Genomic DNA, 25,174 nt, shown 5'->3' with positions numbered 1-25,174 from the left:
ACGAGATGGAGAAGACGCTGAAGATCGAAACGCCGCAAATCCCCGCCGCCGAGGCCTTTACCGATCCCGAGGCGGCGCTCGCCCGCCTCAAGGAGATCTACCAGGCCGCCACGCGGTTCCTGTGCGAGAAATTCACCGAGACGCTGAAGGGCGGCGTGCCGGAAACGCGCTACCGCGCCTTTTATCCCGAGATCCGCTTTTCCACTGCGACCTTCGCCCAGGCCGACAGCCGATTGAGCTTCGGCCATGTCGCCGAGCCGGGCACCTATTCCACCACGGTGACGCGGCCCGAATTGTTCGGGAATTACCTCAAGCAGCAGATGCGCCTGCTGATTGAGAACCACGGCGTGCCGGTGGTGATCGGCGCCTCCGAGACGCCGATGCCGGTGCATTTCGCGGTGGCCAACGATTCCTCCGTGACGGTGCCGCAGGACGGCGCAATGGATTTCCACCTGCGCGACGTGTTCGACGTGCCGGATCTCTCGACCACCCATGACGACATCGTCAACGGCAACGGCTTCACCTATCCCGACGGGGCACGCCCGCTGGCCCCCTTCACGGCGCAGCGCATCGACTATTCACTGGCCCGGCTCGCGCACTACACCGCGACCGATCCCCAGCATTTCCAGAACCACGTGCTGTTCACCAACTACCAGTTCTATGTTGAGGAATTCGAGGCCTACGCCCGCCACGTGCTGGCCGATCCCGACAGCGGCTACGAGGCCTTCGTCGGCCCCGGCAACCAGCGGATCACCGACCCGGAAGGGGTGATGCACATCCCCGCCAAGATGCCGCAGATGCCGACCTATCACCTGACCCGCGCGAACGGGCAGGGGATCACGCTGGTCAATATCGGCGTCGGCCCGTCGAACGCCAAGACCGCGACCGACCACATCGCCGTGCTGCGTCCGCATGCCTGGCTGATGGTCGGCCACTGCGCCGGTCTGCGCAACAGCCAGAGGCTGGGCGATTTCGTGCTGGCGCATGGCTATCTGCGCGAGGACCACGTGCTCGACGACGACCTGCCGGTCTGGGTGCCGATCCCGGCGCTGGCCGAGATCCAGATCGCGCTCGAGGATGCTGTGGCGCAGGTCACCGCGCTCGAGGGCTACGATCTCAAGCGGATCATGCGCACTGGCACCGTGGCGACCATCGACAACCGCAACTGGGAGCTGCGCGACCAGTCCGGTCCGGTGCAGCGCCTCAGCCAGTCACGCGCCGTGGCGCTCGACATGGAAAGCGCCACCATCGCGGCCAACGGCTTTCGCTTCCGGGTGCCCTACGGCACCCTGCTGTGCGTCTCCGACAAGCCGCTGCATGGCGAGTTGAAGCTGCCCGGCATGGCCTCGGATTTCTACAAGACGCAGGTCGCGCGCCACCTGATGATCGGGATCCGGGCGATGGAACGGCTGCGCGAGATGCCGCTCGAACGCATCCATAGCCGCAAACTGCGTAGCTTCGAAGAGACGGCCTTCCTCTGAAACCTGCCGATACCGCAAGGAAACAGCGGTTTTTGCTTGCAATGACGTTTGTTTCATTGTGGGTCTAGGCAACACGCCGCCCCAGAGCGGTGCAAGGACAAGCCCCGAGCGGGCTGTGGCAAGGAGACCTCGAATGGCCAAACCGATGACCAAGGCGCAGCTCGTCAGCGCCATCGCCGACGAGACCGGCGGCGACAAGAAGACCGCCGGCGCCCATCTGGACGCGCTGGTCGCCATCATCACCCGCGAAGTTTCGCAGGGCGGCGCCGTGACCCTGCCGAATGTCGGCAAGATCTACTGCCGCGAGCGCCCCGAGCGCATGGTCCGCAACCCGGCCACCGGCGAGCAGATCAAGAAAGACGCCGACAAGGTGGTCAAGATGACCATCGCCAAGGCGCTCAAGGACAGCGTCAACGAAGAGTGACGCGCTGCCGGCCGCGCTTGCGGTCCGGAGGAATTCGAGAAAGGGTCGCCCCCGGGGCGGCCCTTTTTCGTTTGTTCAGGAGATGTGTCGATGGATGTGAGGTCACTGGGTCTGGGCTTGGCATTCGCCCTGATGTGGTCCTCGGCCTTCACCTCGGCGCGAGTGATCGTGGCCCATGCGCCGCCGCTGACGGCGCTGACCGCGCGTTTTCTCGCTTCGGGGGTGGTCGCCATCGGCATCGCGCTGGCGCTGCGCCAGACCGCGCGGCTCAGCCGGAGCCAGTGGCGCGGGGTGGTGGTGTTCGGCCTGTGCCAGAACGCGCTCTATCTCGGCCTCAACTTCGTGGCGATGCAGTCGATCGGTGCTTCGGTCGCCTCGATCATCGCCTCGACCATGCCGCTTCTGGTGGCGCTGATCGGTTGGGTCCTGCTGCGCGACCGGCTGCCGCGGCTGGCCGCGATCGGTCTCGTCGCGGGCTTCGGAGGCGTCGCGATCATCATGGGCGGACGCATGGCGGGCGGTCTCGACCTCTTTGCCGTGGGGCTGTGCGTGGTCGCGGCGCTGGCGCTGGCGGCGGCGACGCTGGCGGTGCGTGGTGCTGCGGCGGGCGGCAACCTGATGATGGTGGTCGGGCTGCAGATGCTGGTCGGCGCGGCGGCGCTGCTGCCGCCGGCGGTGCTGCTCGAGAGCTGGCAGGTCGACTGGAACTGGGCGTTGGTGGTGGCCTTCGCCTACACCGTGCTGGTGCCCGGCGTGCTGGCGACGCTGGTCTGGTTCGTGCTGGTCGGCCGGATCGGCGCGGTCAAGGCGGCGACCTTCCATTTCCTCAACCCGGTCTTCGGCGTGCTGATCGCCGCCCTCCTGCTCGGCGAGGCGCTGGGCGCGCTGGATGCGCTGGGCGTGGCAGTGGTGGCGGCAGGGATCCTCGCGGTGCAGACGGCGCGCCGCGCCTCGGCCAAAACCGGCGCATCGGCGCCGGCGGCGGAACAGCCGGGCCAAGCTGTCGGTTTTATCCCCGAGACAGCACAGGAGGACGTCATGTTCGACTATAGCGACAGCCATTCCACGATCTCGTCGGATCGCGTGAACGGCACCGAGGTCTACGGCGCCGGTGGCGAGAAGATCGGCCATATCGACCACCTCGTGATCGACAAGAAATCCGGCAAGATCACCTATGCGGTAATGGGGTTCGGCGGCTTCCTCGGCATGGGCGAGGAGCATCACCCGATTCCCTGGGCCAAGCTGGAATACGACACCGCCCTCGGCGGCTACCGCACCGACATCACCGAGAGCCAGCTCCAGGGGGCGCCGGAGCGGCCCGAGCGCTGGTACGAGGACCGGCGTTGGGAAGAGGCGACCTACGCCCATTACGGCGCGCCCTATTACTGGATCTGAGCCGCGAGAGCGCGCAAGAAAGAAGGCCGCCGGGGGGAGTGCCCCGGCGGCCTTTCTTCGTCGCTGAGCGGTAGCCTCAACCGATGCGGCCGCGATGGCCCCCGGTCTGGCCCCGGTCGAGCAGATAGTGATCGAGCAGCACGCAGGCCATCATCGCCTCGGCCACCGGTACGGCGCGAATGCCGACGCAGGGGTCGTGGCGGCCCTTGGTGATGACTTCGGTCGGGCTGCCGTCCAGCTTGATCGACTTGCGCGGGCTCAGGATCGAAGAGGTGGGCTTTACCGCAAAGCGCACCACCACGTCCTGCCCCGAGCTGATCCCGCCGAGGATGCCGCCCGCATGGTTGGAGCCGTATTCGGGGCCGTTTTCGCCCATGAAGATCTCGTCGGCATTGTCGCGCCCGGTCAGCGCCGCCGCCGCCATGCCCTCGCCGATCTCGACCCCCTTCACGGCGTTGATCGACATCATCGCCGCCGCCAGGTCGGTGTCGAGCTTGCCATAGACCGGCGCCCCGAGCCCGGCGGGCACGCCGGAGGCCACCACCTCGATCATCGCGCCGACCGAATTGTGGTCCTTGCGCAGCGCGTCGAGATAGTCGGCCCATTCGCCCGCCGCCTGCGCGTCGGGGCACCAGAAATCGTTGCGGGCGATCTCCTCCATGTCGATCTTCGCGCGGTCGATCTTCTTCTCGCCCATCTGCACCATGTAGCCGGTGATTTTCAGGCCCGGCAATGCAGCCTTGAGCGCGGCCCGCGCCACGCCGCCCGCTGCCACCCGCGCGGCGGTCTCGCGCGCGCTCGACCGCCCGCCGCCGCGATAGTCGCGCAGCCCGTATTTCAGGTGATAGGCGATGTCGGCATGGCCGGGGCGGAAGGTCTCGGCGATGTCGCCGTAATCCTTGGAGCGCTGGTCGGTGTTGCGGATCATCAGCTGGATCGGCGTGCCGGTGGCGCGGCCGTCGAACACGCCCGACAGGATCTCCACCGCGTCGGGCTCGCGCCGCTGCGTGGTGTGCTTGTTCTGGCCGGGGCGGCGCTTGTCGAGCCAGACCTGCAGGTCCTCCTCGCGGATCTCCACCCCCGGCGGGCAGCCATCGACCGTGGCGCCAAGCGCGGGCCCGTGGCTTTCGCCCCATGTGGTGACGCGGAACAGGTGGCCGAAGCTGTTGAGGGACATGCGCGCTCTCCTTGATCGCGCCGGTCTTAGCGCGGGCGGACGGCTGGGGAAAGGCCACGGGGCTTGCGCGCCGCGCCCGATGCCCTAATGTCCGCCCCACCTCGGGGGGCCACTGGCTGAGATGCGCATCGCGCGGACCCGTTGAACCTGAACCGGATCACACCGGCGGAGGGAAGGTGACGGGACATCGCTCCGCCTTTGCTCTGCCCGCATCGGAGGATGACCATGCACCATCGCCTGATCGCGGGTCTCGCCCTCGCGCTCGTCGCCTCGCCGGCGGTCGCGCAGGACCGGACCCTTACCGTCTACGCACCCGACTACTTCGCCTCCGAATGGGGCCCCGGCCCCGCCATCAAGGAGGCCTTCGAGGCCGAGTGCGACTGCACGATCGACTACCAGACCGGCGACCTGCTGCCGCGGCTCAAGCTCGAGGGCGCGCGCGCCGAGGCCGACGTGGCCATCGGATTTGATTCGACCGAGATGAAGCAGGCCCGCGAGACCGGGCTCTTCGCGCCGCACGGCGTCGACACCGGCGCGCTGACCCTGCCGATCGACTGGGATGACGAGGTCTTCCTGCCCTTCGACTGGTCCTACCTCGCCTTCGTCTACGACAACGAGGCGCTCGAGAAGGTGCCCGGCAGCTTCGAGGAGCTGGTCGCGGCCTCCGACGATCTGCGCATCGCGATCCAGGATCCGCGCAGCTCGGTTTCGGGCCTGTCGCTGGCGCTCTGGGCCGAAGAGGTGTTCGGTGACGAGGTCGAGGCCAAGTGGGCGAAGCTCGCGCCCAAGATCACCACGGTGACGCCGGGCTGGTCCGAGGCCTACGGTCTCTTCACCGAGGGCGAGGTCGACATGGTGCTGTCCTACACCACCTCGCCCGCCTACCACGCGATCGCCGAGGAGGACGACACCGTATCGGCGGCGATCTTCGAGGAAGGTCACTACATGACCATCGAGCTGGCCGCCCGTCTCGCCGGCAGCGAAGAGCCCGAGCTGGCCAAGCAGTTCATGCAGTTCGTGGTCAGCCCCGAGTTCCAGTCGCTGATCCCGACCTCGAACTGGTCCTACCCCTCGGCGCTGCCGCAGGCCGAATGGCCGGAAGGCTTCCAGGCGATCGCCATGCCCGAAAAGGCGATCTGGCTGCCCGAGGACGAAGCCGACGCCAAGCGCGACGCAGCGATCGAGGCATGGCGGCAGGGGCTGTCGCAATAACGCGCGGCATGCGTTGGCCTGGCGGCATCGCCGCCGGGCTGGTGATCGCGCTGACGCTGGGAACGCTCGGGGCGGTAGCTTGGCGAGCGGGATTCGCGCTGCGTCTCGGCCCCGCCGACTTGGCCGCGATCCGGTTCACGGTCTGGCAGGCGGCGCTCTCGGCGGCCCTGTCGGTGATGCTCGCCGTGCCGGTGGCGCGAGCGCTGGCGCGACGGCGCTTCTTCGGGCGCGCGGCGCTGGTCACGCTTCTCGGCGCGCCCTTCATCCTGCCGGTGATCGTCGCGGTGATCGGCCTGATCGGCGTGTTCGGACGCGGCGGGCTTCTCAACGACGCGCTGGCGCTGTTCGGGCTGGGCCCGGTCTCGGTCTATGGATGGCACGGCGTGGTGCTGGCGCATGTGTTCTTCAACCTGCCGCTGGCGGTCCGGCTGATCCTGCAGGGCTGGCTGGCGATCCCGGCGGAGCGTTTCCGCCTCGCCGCCTCGCTCGGCGCGCCGGTCGGACGGCTGCTCGAATGGCCGATGCTGCGCGCCGTGGCGCCGGGGGCCTTTGCTGTCATCTTTCTGATCTGCCTGACCAGCTTCGCCGTGGCGCTGACGCTGGGCGGCGGACCGCGGGCGACGACGGTCGAGTTGGCGATCTACCAGGCGGTGCGATTCGATTTCGATCTCGGCCGCGCAGCGATGCTCGCGGTGGTGCAGTTCGGGCTTTGCGGCGCGGCGGCATTGGCCCTGCGGGCGGCGGGCGCGCCCGAAACACTGGGCGCCGGGCTCGACCGGGTGGTGGAACGCCACGAACCGGGCGGGCGGTTGATCGACACGCTCGCGGTGGCGCTCGCGGCGCTGTTCCTGATAGCCCCTCTGGCGATGATCGTGGGGCGTGGGCTGCCGGGGCTGCTCGAGCTGCCCACTGGCCTCTGGGCGGCAGCGGCGCGATCGGTCGCCGTGGCACTGGGGGCCACCGCGCTCACCCTGGTGATGGCGCTGGCCCTCGCGCTGCGGGGCGGAGCGCTGGCCCGGCTGTCCATGTTGCTGCCGCTCGCTGCGTCGGGCCTCGTGATGGGGACCGGGCTGTTCGTGGTCCTGCACCCGGTGGTCGCACCGCGCGACGTGGCGCTGGTCGTGACCATGCTGGTCAACGCGGTGATGGCGCTGCCCTTCGCGGCGCGGGTCCTCGCGCCCGCCGTGGCGCAGGCCGAGGCCGGGCATGGCCGGCTCGCCGACAGCCTTGGCCTGCACGGGCTGTCGCGACTGCGCTGGCTGATCCTGCCGCGCATCCGCCGGCCCCTGGGCTTTGCCGCCGGGCTCACCGCGGCGCTCTCGATGGGCGATCTCGGCGTGATCGCGCTTTTCGCGGGGGATGGGCAGGCAACCTTGCCGTTGTTGATGGTACGGCTGATGTCGGCCTACCGGATGGAGCAGGCGGCTGGCGTCGCGCTGGTCCTGCTGGCGATCAGCCTCGCGCTGTTCTGGACGTTCGACAGGGGAGGGCGCGTCGATGCTGCGGCTTGAGGGGCTGGAAATCCGGCAGGGAGATTTCGCGCTGTCTGCCGATTGGGCGCTGGGCGACGGCTCGATCTGCGCCGTGATGGGCCCGTCGGGCGGCGGCAAGTCGACGCTGCTCGCGGTGATCGCGGGCTTCCTGGCGCCACAGGCGGGGCGAGTGTCATGGGACGGGCGCGACCTGACCGGGCTTGCTCCCGCAGAACGGCCGATCTCGATCCTGTTTCAGGACAACAACCTGTTTCCGCACCTGACCGTCGAGCGGAACCTCGCGCTGGGCCTGGACCCGCGGGGGCGGCTCGACGCGGCGCGCCGCACGGAGATCGCCCGCGTGTTGGAGCGCGTCGGTCTCGCCGGGCTGGGCGAGCGCCGTCCCGCCGCCCTGTCCGGCGGGCAGCAGAGCCGCGCTGCGCTGGCGCGGGTGCTGCTGATGGACCGCCCGCTGGTGCTGCTCGACGAGCCCTTCGCCGCGCTGGGGCCGGGGCTGCGGATGGAGATGCTCGACCTCGCGCGCGAGGTTCTGGCGGGGGAGGGGCGGACGCTGCTGATGGTTAGCCACGCGCCCGAGGACGCCGCGCGCATCGCAAGCGACATCGTCCTGGTCGATGCCGGGCGTGCCGCGCCACCCGCTGCTGCAGGGCCGCTGCTGGCCGACCCGCCGCCGGCGCTCCGGGCCTATCTGGGTCGTTGAAGCCGCGCCTCGAGCGACCGTCGCGCCGGTCGAAGCGGGCCGACATGCGTATTTGGAGAATGGTGAAGCAAGGGTGGTGCCCCCATAGCTTGTCGTCTTCGGGTTTGATCAAATGCGCCAAAGAAGAAGGGGCGCTCCGATGGAGCGCCCCTTCTTGCCGTCATTGCCTGGCGATCACTCGTCGCGCGGGCCGTACTTGGCGCGGTGCCAGATCCGCTTGTTGGTGAGGTAGAGCAGAACCGCGAGCAGGCCGAGGAACAGCACGCCGGTGAAGCCGGCCTGCTTGCGCGCCATCATCTTGGGCTCGGCGGCCCACATCAGGAAGGCGGTCACGTCCTTCGATTCCTCGACGACCGAGGCCTCGTGGCCGTCCTCGTAGACCACGTCGTCCCCCAGAAGCGGCGGCGGCATGGCGATCCACGAGCCGGGCGCCATGTGGTGGCCTTCCTCGTCGATGCAGCTCTCCGGGAAACCGCCGGAACCGAAGGCGACGTTGTAGTAACCCGGGAAGTCCTCGGGAGCGCAGGCGGGCGCTTCCTCGTAGCCGGTCAGCAGCGAGGCGATGTACTCCGGACCGCCCATGCCCTTGAAGAGCTGGTTCAGACCCGAGCCGTAGGGGCCGTGGAAACCCGCGCGCGACTTGGCCATCAGCGACAGGTCGGGCGCCTCGGGCAGGGCGCTCTTGCCGAACTTGTCGGCCGGGATCGCCGGGCGGAAGTCGTCGAGCTCCTCGTCGAAGGTCTCGAACTGCGCGGCATAGGCGCGGACCTGATCCTCGGGCAGGCCGGGGCCGCCCTCGTCATGCAGGTTGCGGTAGGAGACGTATTGCAGCCCGTGACAGGCGGCGCAGACCTCAGTGTAGACCTGCAGGCCGCGCTGCAGCTGCATCTGGTCGAAGGCCCCGAAGGGACCCTCGTAGGGGAAGTCGTAATCCGTGATCTCGACTTCGGAGGCTGCCATGGCATTGCCGGCGAGGCCCAGCGCCGCGACGGCGGCTAGCGTGACGGTTCTCAGCATCTGTCTTGCCTCTCTCACTCGGCCGGCTTGACGGCTGTGTGGGTGCCGCCGGTCTTGGGGTCGTAATGCGCGTTGAAGTCGTCTTCGATCGTCGCCGGGATCGGCAGCGGCTTCTCGATGACGCCGAGCAGCGGCAGGATCACCAGGAAGTAGCCGAACCAGTAGGCGGCGCCGATCAGCGAGATGTAGGGATAGATCCCCTCGGCCGGCATCGCGCCGCCCCACATCAGCACGAAGAAGTCGACGACGAGCAGCGCGAACCACCACTTGAACATCGGGCGATACCGGCCCGAGCGCACCGACGAGGTGTCGAGCCAGGGGGCCAGCGCCATCACCGCGATCGCACCGAACATCGCCAGCACGCCGAAGAACTTGGCGTCGATGATGCCGAAGCTGACCCAGTCGGCGAACATCACGACCCAGACGTCGGCGGTGAAGGCACGCAGGATCGCGTAGAAGGGCAGGAAGTACCATTCCGGGACGATATGCGCGGGCGTCGCCAGCGGGTTCGCCTCGATGTAGTTGTCGGGGTGGCCCAGATAGTTCGGCATGAAGCCGACGATGGCGAAGAACACCATCAGCACGATCGCGAGCGCGAAGAGGTCCTTCATGACGAAGTAGGGCCAGAAGGGCAGGGTGTCGCGCTTGGCCTCTTCCTTCGACGTGCGGCGCACCTCGACCCCGGTGGGGTTGTTGTTGCCGGTCGAGTGGAAGGCCCAGATGTGCACGATGGTCAGGCCCGCCAGGATGAAGGGCATCAGGTAGTGCAGCGAGAAGAAGCGGTTCAGCGCGGGCTGGCCCACGGCCGAGGCGCCCAGCAGCCAGGTCTGGATCGCTTCGCCGACGAAGGGCACGGCGCCGAACAGGCCGGTGATCACGGCGGTGCCGTGGAACGACATCTGGCCCCAGGGCAGCACGTAGCCCATGAAGGCGGTGCCCATCATCAGCAGGTACATCAGGATGCCGATGATCCAGGTCACCTCGCGCGGCGACTTGTAGTTGCCGTAGTAGAGGCTGCGGAAGATGTGCGCATAGACCGCCACGAAGAACAGCGAGGCGCCGTTGGCGTGCAGGTAGCGCAGCATGAAGCCGCCATTCACGTCCCGCATGATGTGCTCGACGCTGGCGAAGGCCAGATCGACATGCGGCGTGTAGTGCATCACCAGCACGATGCCGGTGATGATCTGCAGCGCCAGCGTGAAGGTCAGGACGATGCCCCAGATCCACATCCAGTTGAGGTTCTTCGGCGTCGGGATCATCAGCGTGTCGTAGAGCAGGCCGAGGATCGGCAGGCGGTTGTTGAGCCAGCGCTCACCGCCCGTCTTGGGTTCGTAGTGATCGTGCGGAATACCGGACATCAGAGGTCTCCTCAGCCGAGCTTGATGGTCGTCTCGTCGACGAATTCGGCGACGGGAATGGGCAGGTTGCGCGGCGCGGGACCTTTGCGGATGCGTCCGGCGGTGTCGTAGTGCGAGCCGTGGCAGGGGCAGAACCAGCCACCGAAATCGCCCTGCTCGCCCAGCGGCACGCAGCCCAGATGGGTGCAGACGCCCATCTGCACGAGCCAGGTGCCGGTCTCGTCGAGGGAGCGGTTCTCGTCGGTGGCGGGGGCGGCGCCGGCCAGGTTCTCGTTCTGGGCGACCGGGTCGGGCAGCGAGGCCACGTCGACCTCACGCGCGGCGGCGATCTCTTCCTCGGTGCGGGCGCGGATGAAGACCGGCTTGCCCTGCCACAGCACGGTGAGCTGGGTGCCCGGCTGCACGCCGGAGACGTCGACCCGGATCGAGGCCAGCGCCAGAACGTCGGCCGAGGGGTTCATCTGGTTGACCAGCGGCCAGACCGCGGCGCCGGCCACGACGGCCCCCGCCCCGGCGGTGGCATAGTAGAGAAAATCGCGGCGGGTGCCCTGATGATCGTCTGCGTGTGACACGGGGGGTGATCTCCGGTATGGCTGGGGCGGCGTCGCCCGGACGGCAAAAGACCGCGGGCCGTGGCCCGCTTGGCGTTTTGGCGCTGTTTAGCCATCAATCCCGCGCCCGTCCAGCGGACAATACCGCGCAGCCGGAGGCACCTAGTCCCCGTCCGACGACGCGACAAGGGGGCGGCAGCCGGCGTGACGTTGCGGGAATGCGACAGCGTGAAACACAAATGCGGGAAGGGCGATCTTTCCCCGCGCGAGGGCGTAAATCCGGTGATAATGGCTCACGACCTGCGCGATCTGCCCCGCGCAACCGCCGCCCGAAGCCGTCTGCCACCGCCTGTCCGAAAGCTGCCCGAAATGCTCCGTTTCGCCGTCCCGTTGCTCCTGACCCTCTCCTCCGTCCCGGCTCTCGCAGAGGTCGAGCTGAGCTTCTATGGCGGGGTGCAGGGAGCGCCGCATTCGAACGTGACCGTCGACCGGCCCGACACCGCCGCGGATCGCGACTTCACCGCCGGATGGGAGGGCAATTCCTTCGACGCGCCGCCCTATTACGGTCTGCGCGCGACCTGGTGGCGCACCGACAAGCTGGGCTTCGGCGTCGATTTCAACCATGCCAAGGTCTATGCCGACGACGAGACCCGTTCCGAGCAGGGAATCGACCGGCTGGAGTTCACCGACGGGATCAACATCCTGACGCTGAACGCCTATCGCCGCTTTCCCGATGCCGCTTACGGCGTGACGCCCTATGTCGGCGGCGGGCTGGGCATCTCCGCGCCGCGGGTCGAGTATGATGACGGGCTGGGGCGCACCGACGAATACCAGGTCACCGGTCCCGCCGTGGCGTTGATGGCCGGGGCGAGCTACGAGCTGACCGACCGGGTGTCGATGTTCGGCGAGTACAAGGGCACCTATTCGCAGAACGAGGCCGATCTGGTCGGTGGCGGCACGCTCGAGTCCGACATCGTCACCAACGCTCTGAACCTCGGCGTCAGCTTCAACTTCTGAGACGTCAGGACGGCGGCGCCGTCGCGATCATGCTGTCGCGGGCGGCGAAGCGTTCCGCCCATGCGGCGAGCTGCGGCCGGGGCTTCCGCCAGTCGCGCGCCCCGTGGCGCAGGTCGAGATAGCCCAGCGCGCAGGCGAGCGCGATCTGCCCCATGTCGATCTGCCCCTCCAGATGGCTGATCCAGCGCGCCTCGACCGCGTCCAGGGCGCGCTCCACTTTGCGCCACTGCCCTTCGACCCAGCGCGCCGAGCGCTCGTGTTCGGGCCGCACGCGGTTTTCCAGCACCATGGCCAGCGCCGCGTCCATGATCCCGTCCGCTGTCGCCTCGAGCGTCAGCACCTCCCAGATCCGCCGCTCGGGATAAAGCCGACCGCCGGCATGGGCATCGAGGTAGCGGGTGATCACTCGGCTGTCATAGAGCGCAGGGCCGTCGTCGCGGATCAGGGCCGGGATCTTGCCGAGCGGATTGGCGTGGATCACATCGACCGGATCGCCCAGCGGATCGGTCGCGGCGGCGATTTCCGTCACCTGTCCCGCCTGACCGGTCTCGTGCAGCACGACGCGCACCTTGCGGGCGAAGGGGGAGGCGGGGGAGGTGAGAAGTTTCATGTGGAACGCTCCGGTTGCGCCCGCAGTCAAGCAGCGGCGCCCTCGGCGCGCAAGGGATTGCGTCGCGGGGCAGCAGACGCGGGGGCACAGGCTTCGGCCGTCGCGACAGGCGTGCCCGCTTCACAGTTCGGACGCCACGTCCCTCAGGGTCAGGCTTTTCGGCGTCAGGCCGAACCCGGGGTGCGGCTCACGCCGTCAGGCGCGCGCCGCTCACACCAGTGATCAGGGCCTCGACGATTCGGCCCTCGGGCCGGTCGTCGCCGAAATCCACCTCGGCGAAATGCTCGGTCCGGCCCATGCGCGGGCTTTCCATCAGGATGCGATGGGTTCGGCCGACCTGTGCCGCGAGATGCGCCTGCGCGACCCGCTCCCCGGCCGCCCGCAGCCGGGCCGCGCGCGCCTTGATGTCGCGCCCGTTCACCTGCGGCATCCGCGCGGCGGGGGTGCCGGGGCGTGGCGAGTAGGGGAAGACATGGAGCCAGGTCAGGTCGCATTCCTCAACCAGCTTCATCGAGTTCTCGAAGGCGGCCTCGGTCTCGGTCGGGAAGCCGGCGATGATGTCGGCGCCGAAGGTCATGTCGGGGCGGAGCCGCCGCGCATCCTCGCAGAACCGGATCGCGTCGTCCCGCAGGTGGCGGCGCTTCATCCGCTTGAGGATCAGATCGTCGCCATGCTGCAGCGACAGGTGCAGGTGCGGCATCAGCCGCGGCTCGGTGGCGATCGCCTGCATCAGGTTCTCGTCCACCTCGATCGAATCGATCGAGGAAATACGTAGCCGCGGCAGGTCCGGCACCAGCTTGAGGATGCGCATCACCAGATCGCCCAAGCGTGGAGTGGCGGGCAGATCGGCGCCCCAGGAGGTCAGATCGACGCCGGTCAGCACCACCTCCTCGTAGCCACGATCCACGAGCCGCCGGATCTGCTCGACCACGACGCCCGCGGGCACCGAGCGCGAATTGCCCCGGCCATAGGGGATGATGCAGAAGGTGCAGCGGTGGTCGCAGCCGTTCTGGACCTGCACATAGGCGCGCGAACGGCTGCCGAAGCCGTCGATCAGGTGCCCGGCGGTCTCGGTCACGGACATGATGTCGTCGACCTGCACCGGCTCGGTGGCGCCGATCAGGTCGGGCGCCATGCCCTTCCAGGTCTCGGGCTGCATCTTCTCGGTGTTGCCAATGACAAGATCGACCTCCTCCATGTCCGAGAATCGCTTGGGATCGGTCTGCGCGGCGCAGCCGGTGACGATGATCTTCGCGGTGGGATTCTCGCGCCGCAGGCGGCGGATTTCCTGCCCGGCCTTGCGCACGGCCTCGGCGGTGACGGCGCAGGTGTTGACCACGACCGCGTCCTCGACGCCCGCGCGCGCGGCGAGATCTTTCATCGCCTCGGTCTCGTAGGCGTTGAGCCGGCAGCCCATGGTGGCGAAGATCGGTGCCTTGCGGTCCATCAGAGCCTCCAGACCCCGTCGAAGACATGCGCGGTGGGGCCGGTCATCCAGACCCCGTCCTCGCGCCAGTCGATATGAAGCGTGCCGCCATCGAGATCGATGGTGACAGCGCGAGATGTAAGGCCGCGACGCGCGGCGGCGACCGCCACGGCGCAGGAGGAGGAGCCCGAGGCCAGCGTCAGCCCGGCGCCACGCTCCCAGACCCGCATGCGGATGCGGTCGGGTCCGGTGATCTGCGCGACTTGCACGTTGGTCCGCTCCGGGTAGAGCGGGTGATGCTCATGCGCGGGGCCGAAGCTGTCGAGATCGACCGCCTCGGCATCGGCGACGAAGAAGCTGCAATGCGGGTTGCCCATGCCGGTTGCGGTAGGGGCGCCATCGATCGGCAGCTCAAGCGTGTCCATCTCGCGCGCGAGCGGAATCTCGTGCCAGTCGAGCTGCGGCTGGCCCATGTTCACCGCGACCATGCCATTCTCAACGACGCGCGCCGACAGGCGACCGCGCGCGGTGGTGATCTCGAGGGCGTCGCGCCCGCTGCGGACCATCTCCCAGGCGGCGATGCAGCGCGTGGCGTTGCCGCAGGCGGCCGAGGTCGAGCCGTCGGAATTCCAGAACACCAGGTGCAGGTCCGCGCCCTCGGCCGCGTGGATCGTGGCGAGCTGATCGAAGCCCACGCCGCGATGCCGGTCGGCGATGGCGCGGGCGAGTTCGGGCGTCATCGCGGGGATGTCGCGGCGCGCGTCGATGACGACGAAATCATTGCCGAGGCCGTGCATCTTCATGAACGGCAGGCCGGGAGGGGGGCTGATGTCCTGCATGGCGGGCCGCATAGCAAAGCCCGTGAAGTTAATCCAGAAAAAGCGTAATTTTCCGGTTGACCCCCCCCGGCACTCCCCTTAGAGAGCCCCCCAGTGGGCCGTTAGCTCAGTTGGTAGAGCAACTGACTTTTAATCAGTGGGTCGCAGGTTCGAATCCTGCACGGCTCACCACTGATCACTCCAGGATCATCGATCGCGGACGGGGCGGGAGCGCATGCCTACCCCTGCCGCGGCTTCGCGTGCCGCGGGTACGACGGCGCCGCTTTTCAATTTCTGAAGATCAACGTCACTTCCGTGCCCTTCGGGCCGCTTTCGATGCGTGGTGTGCCACCGAGCTGGGTGGCGAAGGCTTGGACCAGCTTCTGGCCGATGCCGCTCTCGGGGCGCTGCATCGGGTCGAGCCCGCGCCCGTCATCACGCACCTCCAGCCGCCAGTTCTCGGCGTCCACGGGCGCCAGCGTCACAACCACCGTGCCGTGCCCCTCGGGGAAGGCGTATTTCAGGCTGTTGGTCACCAGCTCGTTCACGATCAACCCCAGCGGTACCGCGATCCTCGTCGAGAGCCGCACCGGCGAGATTCGCGCCTCGAGCTTGATCGGCTCGCTACCGATCGACTGGGCGAGCCCGGCGACGATCTGTTCGAGGTAGTCACGAGAGCAGACGCTGTCGATCGAGCCGGAGGCGTTCAGGCGGCCATACAGGCTCGCTACGGCCTGCACCCGTGAACGGATCCGGCTCAGCGCCTCGCGCCCCTCGCCATCGGCTCGAGCGCGTGATTCCATCGAGATGATCGCGGATATGGTCGACAGGCTGTTCATCACCCTGTGGTTCAGCTCTGTCAGCAGCTGCTGGGCTTCGGTCAGCGCCGCCTCGCGTTCGGCCTCGATGCGCTTGGTCTCTGTGATGTCGCGGAACTGGATCGCGAAGCGGCCCCGCGGCTCCATCGGCGCGGCATAGACGTCGAAATAGCGGCCCATCGCCAAGGAGCCCTGCTGGAAGCGGCGGGATTCGCCGTTCAGGGCGATCCGGCCATAGGTCTCGATCCAGAAGGGTTCGAGGTCGGGCACCATCTCGAGCGCGGTGCGCCCCTTGGCGCCGTGCAGCCCGGTCATCTCCTCGAACCGGGCGTTCATCTGCAGGAACCTGTAATCGGTGGGCCGGCCGGCCCCGTCGGTGAGCATCTCGCAGATGCAAAATCCGTCATCCAGAAAATCGATAAAGGTATCGATATCCTGCGGCGTCAGCCGCAGCGGCATCTTGGTCACAACCGACATTCCCTCGTCCCCAGGGCCAGCCCTGACCCGGGTGGCCTGTGGATAACAGGCTATGCCGAATCCGCCTTGATGCGAAGCAAAGATGTCCGATTTGCCGGTCTTGTCCGGCTCCGTACCTACCCGAAGGAGATCAGCGGCGCCTGAGGGTCTCGCCTCGCGCGATCAGCGGGGTCAGTTCAACGCGCTCGGCGCCGCCCTCGGCCGGGTTGGCACAGCGCGCGGCGATGATCCGCGCCGCCTCGCGGCCGATCTCGCGGCGGCAGGCGTCCATGGTGGCGAGCTGGCGCGGCAGACCATCCAGCAGCTCGACCCCGTTGAAACCGGCGAGCCCGATCTGACCGGGGATGTCGATTCCCTGATCGAGCAGGTAGAGCAGCCCGCCCGCGCCGATCATGTCGTTCGAGAAATAGAGGAAATCGAGATCCGGGGTACGCTTGAGCAGCGCCTCGGTCATTTCCCGGCCCTTCTTGAGCGCCGAGCCGCCGGAGTAGAATTCCTGGTCGGCGATCTCGACACCCGCACGGGCGAGGTGGCGGGTGAAGCCCTCGAAGCGTTTGCGCGCCCGGTGGTCGGCCGGCATCTTGGTGCCCAGAAAGCCGATCCGGCGATAGCCCTCGCGCAGGATCGCCTCGGCCATCTCGCGGCCCGCACGGCGATGGCTGATGCCGACGCAGGCGTCGATCGGGGCGCCGTCGGTGTCCATGATCTCGACGACCGGGATCTCGGCCCGGGTCAGCATCATCCGGCTCGCCTCGGTGTGCTCCAGCCCGGCGATGATCACCCCAGAGGGCCGCCAGGACAGCATCTCGAACAGCACCTTCTCCTCGGTATCCGGCAGGTAATCGGTCACCCCGACCACCGGCTGCAGCCCGGTGCCGGCCAGCGTCTCCGAGATGCCCGACAGCACCTCCGGAAAGACCATGTTGCCCAGGCTCGGGATGATCACCGCGACCAGATTGACCCGGCTCGAGGCCAACGACCCGGCGATCCGGTTCGGCACGTAGCCCAGCTTCTTGGCCGCGGCGCGGACCTTTTCGCGGGTGGCCTCGCTGACGTCGCCCTTGTTGCGCAGCACCCGGCTCACCGTCATCTCGCTGACTCCAGAGGCCTCGGAGACGTCGCGGAGGGTAAGGGGGCGGCGGGGCGGGATGGTCATGAAGCAGTTCCGGTAGGGCAGGGCTGGCGCAAGCTATAGGACGCGGCGCGCGGCTTGTCCAAGCGGCGGCGCGCCGTTGACGGGCGGACCAAAGCCGGGCATGGAAGAGGCCGCGTGGCCCCGTGGCTCAACTGGATAGAGCAATCCCCTCCTAAGGGATAGGTTGCAGGTTCGAGTCCTGCCGGGGTCACCATCTCACCCGATCGCGCTGGAACCCTTTGTGCGGGTCCGCACAGAATCTCACCGGATACTGGAACTTGTTCCGGCGCAGAAGTAGCAAATGGCTACGGGCGCGACGAACTCCGGGACGACGCCCGCCAAAGCCACGGCTGCGGCCGCGGAGCGGCCCAGGACGAGAAGGCATTGATGAAGCTCGACGACAACGGGACCTCCCGGGATGGTAACCTGCTGCTGACCCGGATGGCGGTGGAATGGGCCGAGCCACTGGCGCGGCATCTCGTGCCGGTCGACCTGCCCCAGGGAATGGTGATCGAGGAGCCGGACGAGCCCGTCGAGCATGTCTACTTCCCGACCAGTGGCGTGATCTCGATCGTCGCGATGAGCCGCGAGCGCAGCGCACAGATCGAGGCCGGGCTGATCGGTCGCGAGGGCATGTCGGGCTCGATGCTGGTGCTCGGCACCGACCGGGCGCCGCACCAGACCACCGTGCAGATCGGTGGCAGCGGCTTCCGCCTCGAGGCCGAGCGGTTGCGGGCGGCGCTGTCGCATGAGCCGCTGCGCGAGCGGCTGCTGCACTACTGCCATGCGCTGTCGGTCCAGACCGCGCATACCGCGCTGGCCAACGCCAAGCTCAAGCTCGACGCCCGTCTCGCCCGTTGGCTGCTGATGTGCCAGGATCGGACCGGCACCGACGAAGTGCCGCTGACCCATGATTTCCTGTCGGTGATGCTGGGCGTGCGCCGCGCCGGGGTCACCGTGTCGCTGCACATCCTCGAGGGGCAGGGGCTGGTGCGGGCGACGCGCGGCCTGATCCGGATCCTCGACCGCGAAGGGCTCGAGGAGATGGTCGGCGGCTGCTACGGCGTGCCGGAGGCGGAATATGCCCGGCTGATCGGCGGCTGAAGCGCCGGTCAGTTCATCCGGATCACCGATTTGTCGATCGACAGCACATAGCCGCGCTTGGCGATGTTGCGCACCAGGAGTTCGCTGACCAGCTGATTGCCGAGGCTGTCGCGCAGACGCTTGATCCGGGTCGCGCCCGCCGCCTCGTCGCAGTCGGCCTCCGAACGGCCCGAGATCACCGCCTCGATCTGTGCGCCAGACAGCACCTCGTCATCCATCCGCGCCTCGGCCAGCACCGACAGCGTTTCGATCGCCGCGGGCGTCAGCTTGAACTCGAAATCGTTGAGATGCACGGCGTTCTGGTCGCGCGCGATGACTAGGGAGTTGACCTCGATCCCCTTGCGCTCGATGCGGCCCATGCGGCGGTTGAGCTGGATCAGCATCAACAGGAAGGTCACGGCCGCCACCAGCATCGCCAGCGCGAAGGTCAGCAGCACGAAGATCACGAAGCGATAGCTCGACAGCGTCTCCGAAAAGGCGGTGCCGGACTGTGCGAGGATCTCCAGAAGCTTGATCTCGGCCTGCGCGGTCAGGTCGTCATTCTCGACGAAGAGCTGCTCGACCCGGGCGTTGAAGGCGTTGGCATCCGGCAGATTGACGAAAAGCAGGATCGCCGCGCCGACAAGCAGAGCGGCGATCGCGGCCAATCCCGCCATCACGATCCGGTTGCCCGCCTGTCGCGCCTCAGTAGCGGAGGTAGTAATCGCCTGCACTGTCCCGCCTTTTCTCCAGTCCATCTTCGCCGAACAGGCTCACGATGGACAGGAGCGTCCAGCCATCCGAGCCGAGCCGCGGGCGCAGCTCGTCCGCGGCGGCATCGGGTTGGTCGCATGGCGGGGAGATTTCGGCAACGCCGTAATGCAGCCTGAGCGGATCGTCGCGCTTGGCTTTATAGTCGGCGTAACAGGCCGCCTGCGCCGATACGGCGGAGAAGGCCAGGAGGGTCAGGGTGAGGGCGATGGTTTTCATGGTCTCACAATGCGTTCGGGGCAGCCGCTATTCAATAACGCCCCCGCGAGGAGGCGACGTTATTGCCTGACGCCGCGCTTGCCCCAATTTTGCAGCCAAGACCTGTCCAACCCGGCCCCGCACGATCGGCCGGCCGCAGGGTATCCGCTCCATCGGGAGCCGCATGACTGACGGAGATCCCCCATGGCACGACGCCTCATCGCCGCGACCCTTTCGCTGTCCCTTGCGCTGACCGGCGTGAGCGCCGCGCCCGCACGCGCCCAGAGCGACGAGAACATGGGCCGGCTGATCGGCAGCCTGGTGGCGATCGGCGTGATCGGCGCGGCCGCCAAGAAGGAGCGCGACAAGGAACGCGAAAAGGCGGCCAAGGAGCGGGAGAAGGCTGCGAAGAAAGCCGCCAAGGAAGACCGCAAGGCCGCCAAGAAAGCTGCGAAGGCCCGCAACAAGGCGCGCGAAGAAGCCCGGGAAGAGCGGCACGAGGCAGAAGAAGAGCGCCGCGAGGCTCTCGAAGAGGCAAGAGAAGAGCGGCGCGAAGCTCTCGAAGAGGCTGCCGAAGCCGCGCGCGAAGGCGGGACCGACGCCCGCACCCGCGCCGCGCTGGGCGCGCTGAGCGCGATCGTGGCGGGGCAGGGTGCCGAGGCCGGTGTCGCCGCGCTCGCCCGCGAATTCGGGCTCGATCTGGGTGATCCGCAGGCCGAGGCCCGCGCCCAGGCAGAAGCGCAGGCGCAGGCCGAAGCCCGTGCCGCCGCCGAGAAAGAAGCGCGTCGCGCCGAAATCGAGCGGCAGGCCGAGGCCGCGCGCCGTGCCGAGATTGAGCGCGCCGCTGAGGCCCAGCGTCAGGCGGCTGCGCAGACCGCACCCCGCGCGTCGACCGCCGAGCAGCTACCGCCGATCCCGCGTTCGGAGGTGACGCCCGACCTGCTGCGTGACTGGCAGCCCTCGGCGAGCTCCGCCGCCACGCCCATGCCGCAGACCACCACCCCGGTGGCCACCGGCGAGATCCCCTTCGCCTGCCTGCGCCGCGCGCAGACCGGCTTCGAGGCCGCCTCGGTGGTCGATGGCGACTGCCTCGACGACTACCCGGTGCTGGCCCGCAGCCTGCCGCTCGACTGCGCCGTCACCGGTCGCGACGGCGAGAGAATCACATCCGGCTACGACACGCAGTGCCTGCGCGGTCGCGGCTACCGAGTTGCCGTCCGGTAAAACGGTCGTGCAGTGATGCGGCTCTTGCCCCAGTTGCCGCATCGCCCCCGGGGGCGGGGATCAACCCCGCCCCCCATTTCTTTCCGGCGGCCTCGCGTCCAGCCTTGGGCGGTTTCCCGATGAAGCCTGCGCCCCGCGTCTTGATCGGCCGCCCGGGCTGCGCCACAAGCCCTGCATGCCTCCCGATTACACCTTCGAAACCCTCGCCCATGCGCGCGGCCTTGCCCGGATCTGCGGCGTCGACGAGGTCGGGCGCGGCCCGTTGGCCGGGCCGGTCACGGCGGCGGCGGTGATCCTCGATCCCGATCGCATCCCCGAAGGCCTCGACGATTCGAAGCGGCTCACGGCGCGGCGCCGCATGGCGCTGGCCGAAGAGCTGCATGTCGTGGCCGAGGTGTCGGTCGCGCATGCCAGCGTCGATGAGATCGAAACCCACAACATCCTGCGTGCCGCGCAGTTGGCGATGGTCCGCGCCATCGCCGGGCTGCAGGCCCCGCCCTGTCATGTGCTTGTGGATGGCAACATGGTCCCGCGCGGCCTCAACCATCCCTGCGAGACGCTGGTGGGCGGCGATGCGCGGTCGCTGTCGATCGCCGCTGCCTCTATCGTCGCCAAGGTGGCGCGTGACGCGATCATGGCGCAGTTGGCCCGTGAGCATCCGGGTTACGGTTGGGAAACCAATGCGGGCTATGGAACGGCCCAGCACAAGGCTGCCCTACTGGATCTGGGGGTTACGCCCCACCATAGGCGAAGCTTCAAGCCTATCCACAACATCTTGTATCAAGGCGCAATCGCAACTGACTGATTCGAAAAAGTTTTTGACACCGACTCACCTCTGAATCATATTTATCCACAACCACGAAGCGGGCCACCGCCGCGGATCAGAGGCGTTTTCCATGACCACCAAGACGACGAGCCGGGGGGCGGCCAGCCTCCCCCTGAACACTATTCTGTCGGGCGACTGCGTGGCGCAGATGAAAAAGCTGCCGGACGAGAGCGTTGACCTGGTCTTTGCCGACCCGCCCTACAACCTCCAGCTCAAGGGCGAGCTGATGCGCCCTGACAATTCCCGCGTCGACGCGGTGGATGACGAGTGGGACAGCTTCGCCAGCTTCAAGACCTATGACACCTTCACCCGCGCCTGGCTGAAGCAGGCGCGCCGCATCCTCAAGCCGCATGGCGCGATCTGGGTGATCGGCAGCTATCACAACGTGTTCCGCCTCGGCGCCGAGCTGCAGAACCAGGGGTTCTGGATTCTCAACGACGTGGTCTGGCGCAAGTCGAACCCGATGCCGAACTTCCGCGGCAAGCGGCTGACCAACGCGCATGAGACGCTGATCTGGGCCTCGAAGTCCGAGGGCGCGAAATACACCTTCAACTACGAGGCGCTGAAGGCGCTGAACGAGGGCGTGCAGATGCGCTCTGACTGGGTGCTGCCGATCTGCACCGGGCACGAGCGGCTCAAGGACGAGAACGGCCAGAAGGCGCATCCGACGCAGAAACCCGAATCGCTGCTGCACCGGGTGATTCTGGGGACCACCAACCCCGGCGACGTGATTCTCGACCCGTTCTTCGGTACCGGCACCACCGGCGCCGTGGCCAAGGCGATGGGCCGTGACTTCATCGGCATCGAGCGCGAGGCCGATTACCGCCGCGTCGCCGAGGCCCGGATCGCGCAGGTGCGGGCCTATGATTCGGACGCGTTGCAGGTCTCGACCTCCAAACGTGCTGAGCCGCGCGTCGCCTTCGGCGTTCTGGTCGAGCGCGGCATGCTGCGGCCCGGCGAGGTGCTGCACAGCCTGAACGGCCGCCACAAGGCGCGGGTGCGCGCCGACGGCACGCTGGTCTGCTCCGAGGCCAAGGGCTCGATCCACCAGGTCGGTGCCCAGCTCGAAGGCGCGCCGTCCTGCAATGGCTGGACCTACTGGCACTTCAAGCGCGACGGCGCGACCGTGCCGATCGACCTCTTGCGCCAGCAGGTGCGGGCGGAGATGGCCGGCGACTAGGCGCCGCGCGGCAGTGGTAGCTCGCCCCGCTTGTAGGGGCCCCAATCCGTGACCTCAGGATAGAAGCGCCTGCGCCAGGCGCGCACGCGTGGATTCATCATCCGCCGCCAGACGGGCGGAATCAGCGCCGCCACCCCCATGATCGGGTAGCCCTGCGGCAGCTGCGGCGCCTCGTCCTCGGGGTAGGTCTGCAGCAGCGGATAGCGACGGTCGGGCTTGTAGTGATGGTCCGAATGGCGTTGCAGGTTGATCAGCAGCCGGTTCGAGGCACGGTGCTCGGCGTTCCAGGAGTGGCGCGGCTGCACGTGGTCGTAGCGCCCCCCTCCGAGATGCTTTCGCGTCAGCCCGTAATGCTCGATGTAATTCACCAGCTCCAGCTGCCAGATCGCGACGAAGGCCTGCAACGCGAACAGCGCTAGTCCCTCGATGCCGCCCAAGACCAGCGCCAGCCCCAACATCCCCGCTTGTAGCGCGGCGTAGCGCCAGAACGGGTTCTTGCGGCTGCGCATCGTCAGCCCCTTGCGCGCCAGAAGCCGGGCCTCGGCCCGCCAGGCGTCGCGCGGCATCCGCCACAGCACCCGAAAGAAGTGCCGGTGGAAGCCCTCGTTGTAGCGCGCAGTGACCACGTCGGCCGGGGTGCCGACATGGAGGTGATGGACGCGCAGGTGATGCGAGCGGAAGGGCGACCAGAGCACCATCGCGAGCAGGATGTCCCCAAACCAGCGTTCGACTCGGTCGCGCTGGTGCAGCAGCTCATGCGCATAGACGATGCCGACCGCGCCCGAGATCACCCCCTGGCCGACGAAGAGACCGATCTTCTCCCAGCCGCCGAGATGGCCGGCGCGGATGGCATAGGCGATGAGGCCGAAGGTCATCGCCGCCTGCGCAGGCACCCAGATCATGGTCAGCAGCCGGTGCCAGAACAGCGCTGCATCAGGCGTCTCGGGGTCGGGGTTCGTGGTGTCGAGCCCGCCGACGAGGTCGAGGATGTCGAACAGAAGCCACGCAAAGGCGGGCAACAGCAGCACCCACCAGCCGCCCCAGAGCGCCGCGAGGGCCGCCAGCGGCAGCGTCAGCAGCGACACCCAATAGGGGAGCGCTGCTAGGAGAGAGGCGCGAGCGGCGGGGAGCGTGGTCATGCGCGGCAGCCTAGCCGGAGGCCCCCGGCCGCTCAACGTCGAGATGCGGGGCAGCGACCTCGTGCACCTTGCGCATCACGGTCGGCAGGGCGGTTGGATCAAAGCGGTCGGCGGCGAGGAAATGGCCCCGCTCGGGATTGGCGGGCGGCAGCTCGGCCACCATCACGGTGAGCGTCAGCGCGAAATGGGTGAAGACGTGCCGCGCCTCGCCCGCTGGGCGCCATTCGGCGCGAAGCGGCGGGGTGGGTTCGGGCGTTTCGCCCCATTCCGATCCGGGAAAGCCCAGCATCCCGCCGAGCAGCCCCTTGTCGGGACGCGTTTCAACCAGCCATGCGCCGTCGGCGCGTCGCCCGACATAGGCATAGCCGGTCCGCTGCGGCTTGGGCTTCTTCGGCGCCTTGACGGGCCGGTCGTCCTGCGTGCCGCGCTGGCGCGCGAGGCAGGGCGCGCGCAGCGGACAGATGCCGCAGGCCGGGTTGCGGGGCGTGCAGATCGTCGCGCCGAGATCCATCACCGCCTGCGCGTGATCGCCGGGGCGGTCGCGCGGTGTCAGCCGGGCGGCATGGTCGGTGAGTTCGGGCTTGGCCGCCGGCAGCGGTGTCGAGACGTCGAAGAGCCGGGACATGACCCGCTCCACATTGCCGTCGACCACCGTTTCGGGCCGGTCGAAGGCGATCGCGGCGATCGCGGCGGCTGTGTAGGGGCCGATGCCGGGCAGCGCGATCAGCGCGTCGTGGGTGTCGGGGAATCGCCCGCCGTGATCGGCCATCACGGCCCGGGCGCATTTGAGCAGGTTGCGGGCGCGAGCGTAATATCCGAGCCCCGCCCATTCGGCCATGACATCGGCGTCCTCGGCGGCGGCGAGATCGGCCACGCTCGGCCAGAGCGAGGTGAATCGCTCGTGATACTTCCGCACCGCCGCCACGGTGGTCTGCTGCAGCATCACCTCGGAGAGCCAGACGCGGTAGGGATCGGGGCGGATGCCGGCGGCCTTTTCCGCCGGGCCGGTGCGCCACGGCATGAGGCGGGCATGTCGGTCGTACCACGCCAGCAGCGCGGCGGTCATTTCGGTCTCCTGCACGTCGTCCCCTCTGGTCCGGCCCCCGTCCCATCTAGTAGGGTGGGCGCTGTCATGAAACAGCGACGCCACTCCACCACACGCGGTTTTGCGCAGGCCTCTGGCCTGCTGCAGTCGCGCATCCGCTCGGCCTCCGAGGCGCGGGGATTCGCGGTGACGCGGCTGTTGACCCACTGGGCCGAGATCGTCGGCGCCGATACCGCCCGGATCGCCCGGCCGGTGAAGATCGGCTATGGCCGCGACGGGCTCGGCGCGACGCTGACGCTGCTCACCACCGGCGCCCATGCCCCGATGCTGTCGATGCAGGCCGAATCGATCCGCGAGCGGGTCAACGCCTGCTACGGCTACCGCGCGATCTCCAAGGTGCGGATCACCCAGACCGCGCCGACCGGCTTTGCCGAGGGGCAAGCGGAGTTCGCCCCCGCGCCGCAAGCCGCGCCCGTCGCCCCCGATCCCGAGGTGAAGGCGCGCGCCGCGCGCACCGCCGAGGGCGTGGGGGACACGGAATTGCGACTTGCGCTCGAGGCCTTGGCTGCCAATGTCCTGTCCAAACGACGGAACTGACA

The 25,174-nt window shown here is 68.1% G+C and carries 25 protein-coding genes, 2 tRNA genes, 1 pseudogene and 1 riboswitch; of the genes and pseudogenes, 15 read left to right on the top strand and 13 right to left on the bottom strand.

The genetic code is table 11. From position 1 onward, the window contains the following. Positions 1 to 5: 5 nt before the first annotated feature. From T8T21_RS10650 to T8T21_RS10635, 4 genes and pseudogenes are all read left to right on the top strand, one after another. Positions 6 to 1,481, top strand: a complete 1,476-nt coding sequence (locus tag T8T21_RS10650; protein ID WP_322335571.1) for an AMP nucleosidase — start codon at positions 6 to 8, stop codon at positions 1,479 to 1,481. Positions 1,482 to 1,614: 133 nt separating this feature from the next. Continuing rightward, positions 1,615 to 1,905 (top strand): HU family DNA-binding protein, encoded by a 291-nt coding sequence (locus tag T8T21_RS10645; RefSeq protein WP_017927686.1) that lies wholly within the window; start codon positions 1,615 to 1,617, stop codon positions 1,903 to 1,905. Between the two features lie 90 nt (positions 1,906 to 1,995). Next, a pseudogene (locus tag T8T21_RS10640) lies at positions 1,996 to 2,850 on the top strand (DMT family transporter); the annotation flags it as partial. 93 nt (positions 2,851 to 2,943) lie between these two features. After that, positions 2,944 to 3,300, top strand: coding sequence for a PRC-barrel domain-containing protein (locus T8T21_RS10635; protein ID WP_221188737.1), 357 nt, complete (start codon positions 2,944 to 2,946; stop codon positions 3,298 to 3,300). A 76-nt stretch (positions 3,301 to 3,376) separates the two neighbouring features. On the opposite strand, the gene aroC is transcribed toward T8T21_RS10635, so the two are convergent. Beyond that, positions 3,377 to 4,477, bottom strand: coding sequence for a chorismate synthase (gene aroC, locus T8T21_RS10630; protein ID WP_322335570.1), 1,101 nt, complete (start codon positions 4,475 to 4,477; stop codon positions 3,377 to 3,379). A 92-nt stretch (positions 4,478 to 4,569) separates the two neighbouring features. Then, positions 4,570 to 4,668, top strand: a riboswitch (TPP riboswitch). A gap of 34 nt (positions 4,669 to 4,702) precedes the next feature. Between aroC and thiB the strand changes: the two genes are divergently transcribed. From thiB to T8T21_RS10615, 3 genes are read left to right on the top strand one after another with little or no spacing between them, the layout of a single operon-like run. After that, entirely contained in the window at positions 4,703 to 5,689 is a 987-nt protein-coding gene (gene thiB, locus T8T21_RS10625; RefSeq protein WP_322335569.1) for a thiamine ABC transporter substrate binding subunit, read from the top strand. Between the two features lie 8 nt (positions 5,690 to 5,697). Next, a complete protein-coding gene (locus T8T21_RS10620; protein ID WP_322335568.1) occupies positions 5,698 to 7,200 on the top strand; it encodes a thiamine/thiamine pyrophosphate ABC transporter permease ThiP in 1,503 nt (500 codons plus the stop codon). Continuing rightward, positions 7,187 to 7,882 (top strand): thiamine ABC transporter ATP-binding protein, encoded by a 696-nt coding sequence (locus tag T8T21_RS10615; RefSeq protein WP_322335567.1) that lies wholly within the window; start codon positions 7,187 to 7,189, stop codon positions 7,880 to 7,882. Before T8T21_RS10620 ends, T8T21_RS10615 begins: the two co-directional genes overlap by 14 nt. Positions 7,883 to 8,056: 174 nt before the next feature. Here T8T21_RS10615 and T8T21_RS10610 read toward each other — a convergent pair whose 3' ends face one another. From T8T21_RS10610 to petA, 3 genes are read right to left on the bottom strand one after another with little or no spacing between them, the layout of a single operon-like run. Next, the gene (locus tag T8T21_RS10610; RefSeq protein ID WP_322335566.1) at positions 8,057 to 8,899 is read right to left on the bottom strand and encodes a cytochrome c1; all 843 of its coding nucleotides are present in this window, start codon (positions 8,897 to 8,899) and stop codon (positions 8,057 to 8,059) included. 14 nt (positions 8,900 to 8,913) lie between these two features. Continuing rightward, entirely contained in the window at positions 8,914 to 10,257 is a 1,344-nt protein-coding gene (locus T8T21_RS10605; RefSeq protein ID WP_183470472.1) for a cytochrome b, read from the bottom strand. 11 nt (positions 10,258 to 10,268) lie between these two features. Beyond that, positions 10,269 to 10,829: a ubiquinol-cytochrome c reductase iron-sulfur subunit gene (petA, locus tag T8T21_RS10600; RefSeq protein ID WP_183470474.1), complete on the bottom strand. Its 561-nt coding sequence runs from the start codon at positions 10,827 to 10,829 to the stop codon at positions 10,269 to 10,271. Positions 10,830 to 11,177: 348 nt separating this feature from the next. Here petA and T8T21_RS10595 point away from each other — a divergent pair, with 348 nt between their 5' ends. After that, positions 11,178 to 11,825 (top strand): outer membrane protein, encoded by a 648-nt coding sequence (locus T8T21_RS10595; protein ID WP_322335565.1) that lies wholly within the window; start codon positions 11,178 to 11,180, stop codon positions 11,823 to 11,825. Positions 11,826 to 11,829: 4 nt separating this feature from the next. Here T8T21_RS10595 and T8T21_RS10590 read toward each other — a convergent pair whose 3' ends face one another. The 3 genes from T8T21_RS10590 to dapF all read right to left on the bottom strand — a co-directional run bounded on the left by T8T21_RS10590 (position 11,830) and on the right by dapF (position 14,664). After that, positions 11,830 to 12,435, bottom strand: coding sequence for a glutathione S-transferase (locus T8T21_RS10590; RefSeq protein WP_322335564.1), 606 nt, complete (start codon positions 12,433 to 12,435; stop codon positions 11,830 to 11,832). 187 nt (positions 12,436 to 12,622) lie between these two features. Then, a complete protein-coding gene (mtaB, locus tag T8T21_RS10585) occupies positions 12,623 to 13,882 on the bottom strand; it encodes a tRNA (N(6)-L-threonylcarbamoyladenosine(37)-C(2))-methylthiotransferase MtaB (protein ID WP_322335563.1) in 1,260 nt (419 codons plus the stop codon). Next, the gene (dapF, locus tag T8T21_RS10580; RefSeq protein ID WP_322335562.1) at positions 13,882 to 14,664 is read right to left on the bottom strand and encodes a diaminopimelate epimerase; all 783 of its coding nucleotides are present in this window, start codon (positions 14,662 to 14,664) and stop codon (positions 13,882 to 13,884) included. Before dapF ends, mtaB begins: the two co-directional genes overlap by 1 nt. Before the next feature lie 131 nt (positions 14,665 to 14,795). Here dapF and T8T21_RS10575 point away from each other — a divergent pair. After that, positions 14,796 to 14,871 (top strand) — tRNA-Lys (locus T8T21_RS10575). A 95-nt stretch (positions 14,872 to 14,966) separates the two neighbouring features. On the opposite strand, the gene T8T21_RS10570 is transcribed toward T8T21_RS10575, so the two are convergent. Together T8T21_RS10570 and T8T21_RS10565 are read right to left on the bottom strand one after the other, a co-directional pair. Then, positions 14,967 to 15,974, bottom strand: a complete 1,008-nt coding sequence (locus T8T21_RS10570) for a PAS domain-containing sensor histidine kinase (protein WP_322335561.1) — start codon at positions 15,972 to 15,974, stop codon at positions 14,967 to 14,969. A gap of 130 nt (positions 15,975 to 16,104) precedes the next feature. Beyond that, positions 16,105 to 17,130 (bottom strand): LacI family DNA-binding transcriptional regulator, encoded by a 1,026-nt coding sequence (locus T8T21_RS10565; protein WP_183470484.1) that lies wholly within the window; start codon positions 17,128 to 17,130, stop codon positions 16,105 to 16,107. A 116-nt stretch (positions 17,131 to 17,246) separates the two neighbouring features. Between T8T21_RS10565 and T8T21_RS10560 the strand changes: the two genes are divergently transcribed. Then, positions 17,247 to 17,323: transfer RNA gene (locus tag T8T21_RS10560), tRNA-Arg, on the top strand. Between the two features lie 173 nt (positions 17,324 to 17,496). Continuing rightward, positions 17,497 to 18,213, top strand: a complete 717-nt coding sequence (locus T8T21_RS10555) for a Crp/Fnr family transcriptional regulator (RefSeq protein ID WP_322335560.1) — start codon at positions 17,497 to 17,499, stop codon at positions 18,211 to 18,213. Between the two features lie 8 nt (positions 18,214 to 18,221). Here the strand turns inward: T8T21_RS10555 and T8T21_RS10550 are convergent, their stop codons facing one another. Beyond that, positions 18,222 to 18,869 (bottom strand): winged helix-turn-helix domain-containing protein, encoded by a 648-nt coding sequence (locus T8T21_RS10550; RefSeq protein ID WP_221188713.1) that lies wholly within the window; start codon positions 18,867 to 18,869, stop codon positions 18,222 to 18,224. Between the two features lie 28 nt (positions 18,870 to 18,897). Next, positions 18,898 to 19,182, bottom strand: coding sequence for a hypothetical protein (locus T8T21_RS10545; protein ID WP_183470487.1), 285 nt, complete (start codon positions 19,180 to 19,182; stop codon positions 18,898 to 18,900). A gap of 183 nt (positions 19,183 to 19,365) precedes the next feature. Between T8T21_RS10545 and T8T21_RS10540 the strand changes: the two genes are divergently transcribed. From T8T21_RS10540 to T8T21_RS10530, 3 genes are all read left to right on the top strand, one after another. Then, entirely contained in the window at positions 19,366 to 20,385 is a 1,020-nt protein-coding gene (locus T8T21_RS10540; protein ID WP_322335559.1) for a hypothetical protein, read from the top strand. Between the two features lie 175 nt (positions 20,386 to 20,560). Then, a complete protein-coding gene (locus T8T21_RS10535; protein ID WP_322335558.1) occupies positions 20,561 to 21,190 on the top strand; it encodes a ribonuclease HII in 630 nt (209 codons plus the stop codon). Positions 21,191 to 21,281: 91 nt separating this feature from the next. Continuing rightward, entirely contained in the window at positions 21,282 to 22,391 is a 1,110-nt protein-coding gene (locus T8T21_RS10530) for a site-specific DNA-methyltransferase (RefSeq protein ID WP_183470490.1), read from the top strand. Here the strand turns inward: T8T21_RS10530 and T8T21_RS10525 are convergent. Then, positions 22,388 to 23,530 carry an alkane 1-monooxygenase gene (locus T8T21_RS10525; RefSeq protein WP_322335557.1) on the bottom strand — a complete coding sequence of 381 codons (1,143 nt, stop codon included), beginning with the start codon at positions 23,528 to 23,530 and terminating at the stop codon, positions 22,388 to 22,390. The genes T8T21_RS10530 and T8T21_RS10525 overlap by 4 nt on opposite strands. Before the next feature lie 10 nt (positions 23,531 to 23,540). Further along, positions 23,541 to 24,596 carry an A/G-specific adenine glycosylase gene (mutY, locus tag T8T21_RS10520; RefSeq protein ID WP_322335556.1) on the bottom strand — a complete coding sequence of 352 codons (1,056 nt, stop codon included), beginning with the start codon at positions 24,594 to 24,596 and terminating at the stop codon, positions 23,541 to 23,543. A gap of 66 nt (positions 24,597 to 24,662) precedes the next feature. On the opposite strand from mutY, the gene T8T21_RS10515 reads away from it, so the two are divergent. Further along, positions 24,663 to 25,172, top strand: coding sequence for a DUF721 domain-containing protein (locus T8T21_RS10515; protein WP_183470494.1), 510 nt, complete (start codon positions 24,663 to 24,665; stop codon positions 25,170 to 25,172). The last annotated feature ends 2 nt before the right edge of the window (positions 25,173 to 25,174 follow it).

The organism is Limimaricola variabilis, from assembly GCF_034371605.1.
GTDB lineage: Bacteria > Pseudomonadota > Alphaproteobacteria > Rhodobacterales > Rhodobacteraceae > Limimaricola > Limimaricola variabilis.
The sequence above is the reverse complement of the archived record's forward strand: the minus strand, read 5'-3'. Positions and strand labels throughout refer to the sequence as shown.

Coding starts and splice junctions, on each gene's coding strand:
- aroC (WP_322335570.1), bottom strand. CDS start 4,477: ATGTCCCTCAACAGCTTCGGCCACCTGTTCCGCGTCACCACATGGGGC.
- thiB (WP_322335569.1), top strand. CDS start 4,703: ATGCACCATCGCCTGATCGCGGGTCTCGCCCTCGCGCTCGTCGCCTCG.
- T8T21_RS10545 (WP_183470487.1), bottom strand. CDS start 19,182: ATGAAAACCATCGCCCTCACCCTGACCCTCCTGGCCTTCTCCGCCGTA.
- T8T21_RS10555 (WP_322335560.1), top strand. CDS start 17,497: ATGAAGCTCGACGACAACGGGACCTCCCGGGATGGTAACCTGCTGCTG.
- T8T21_RS10620 (WP_322335568.1), top strand. CDS start 5,698: ATGCGTTGGCCTGGCGGCATCGCCGCCGGGCTGGTGATCGCGCTGACG.
- T8T21_RS10565 (WP_183470484.1), bottom strand. CDS start 17,130: ATGACCATCCCGCCCCGCCGCCCCCTTACCCTCCGCGACGTCTCCGAG.
- mutY (WP_322335556.1), bottom strand. CDS start 24,596: ATGACCGCCGCGCTGCTGGCGTGGTACGACCGACATGCCCGCCTCATG.
- mtaB (WP_322335563.1), bottom strand. CDS start 13,882: ATGGACCGCAAGGCACCGATCTTCGCCACCATGGGCTGCCGGCTCAAC.
- T8T21_RS10525 (WP_322335557.1), bottom strand. CDS start 23,530: ATGACCACGCTCCCCGCCGCTCGCGCCTCTCTCCTAGCAGCGCTCCCC.
- T8T21_RS10535 (WP_322335558.1), top strand. CDS start 20,561: ATGCCTCCCGATTACACCTTCGAAACCCTCGCCCATGCGCGCGGCCTT.
- T8T21_RS10615 (WP_322335567.1), top strand. CDS start 7,187: ATGCTGCGGCTTGAGGGGCTGGAAATCCGGCAGGGAGATTTCGCGCTG.
- T8T21_RS10570 (WP_322335561.1), bottom strand. CDS start 15,974: ATGTCGGTTGTGACCAAGATGCCGCTGCGGCTGACGCCGCAGGATATC.
- T8T21_RS10650 (WP_322335571.1), top strand. CDS start 6: ATGGAGAAGACGCTGAAGATCGAAACGCCGCAAATCCCCGCCGCCGAG.
- T8T21_RS10605 (WP_183470472.1), bottom strand. CDS start 10,257: ATGTCCGGTATTCCGCACGATCACTACGAACCCAAGACGGGCGGTGAG.
- T8T21_RS10515 (WP_183470494.1), top strand. CDS start 24,663: ATGAAACAGCGACGCCACTCCACCACACGCGGTTTTGCGCAGGCCTCT.
- T8T21_RS10530 (WP_183470490.1), top strand. CDS start 21,282: ATGACCACCAAGACGACGAGCCGGGGGGCGGCCAGCCTCCCCCTGAAC.
- dapF (WP_322335562.1), bottom strand. CDS start 14,664: ATGAAGATGCACGGCCTCGGCAATGATTTCGTCGTCATCGACGCGCGC.
- T8T21_RS10590 (WP_322335564.1), bottom strand. CDS start 12,435: ATGAAACTTCTCACCTCCCCCGCCTCCCCCTTCGCCCGCAAGGTGCGC.
- T8T21_RS10635 (WP_221188737.1), top strand. CDS start 2,944: ATGTTCGACTATAGCGACAGCCATTCCACGATCTCGTCGGATCGCGTG.
- T8T21_RS10645 (WP_017927686.1), top strand. CDS start 1,615: ATGGCCAAACCGATGACCAAGGCGCAGCTCGTCAGCGCCATCGCCGAC.
- T8T21_RS10550 (WP_221188713.1), bottom strand. CDS start 18,869: ATGGCGGGATTGGCCGCGATCGCCGCTCTGCTTGTCGGCGCGGCGATC.
- T8T21_RS10610 (WP_322335566.1), bottom strand. CDS start 8,899: ATGCTGAGAACCGTCACGCTAGCCGCCGTCGCGGCGCTGGGCCTCGCC.
- T8T21_RS10595 (WP_322335565.1), top strand. CDS start 11,178: ATGCTCCGTTTCGCCGTCCCGTTGCTCCTGACCCTCTCCTCCGTCCCG.
- T8T21_RS10540 (WP_322335559.1), top strand. CDS start 19,366: ATGGCACGACGCCTCATCGCCGCGACCCTTTCGCTGTCCCTTGCGCTG.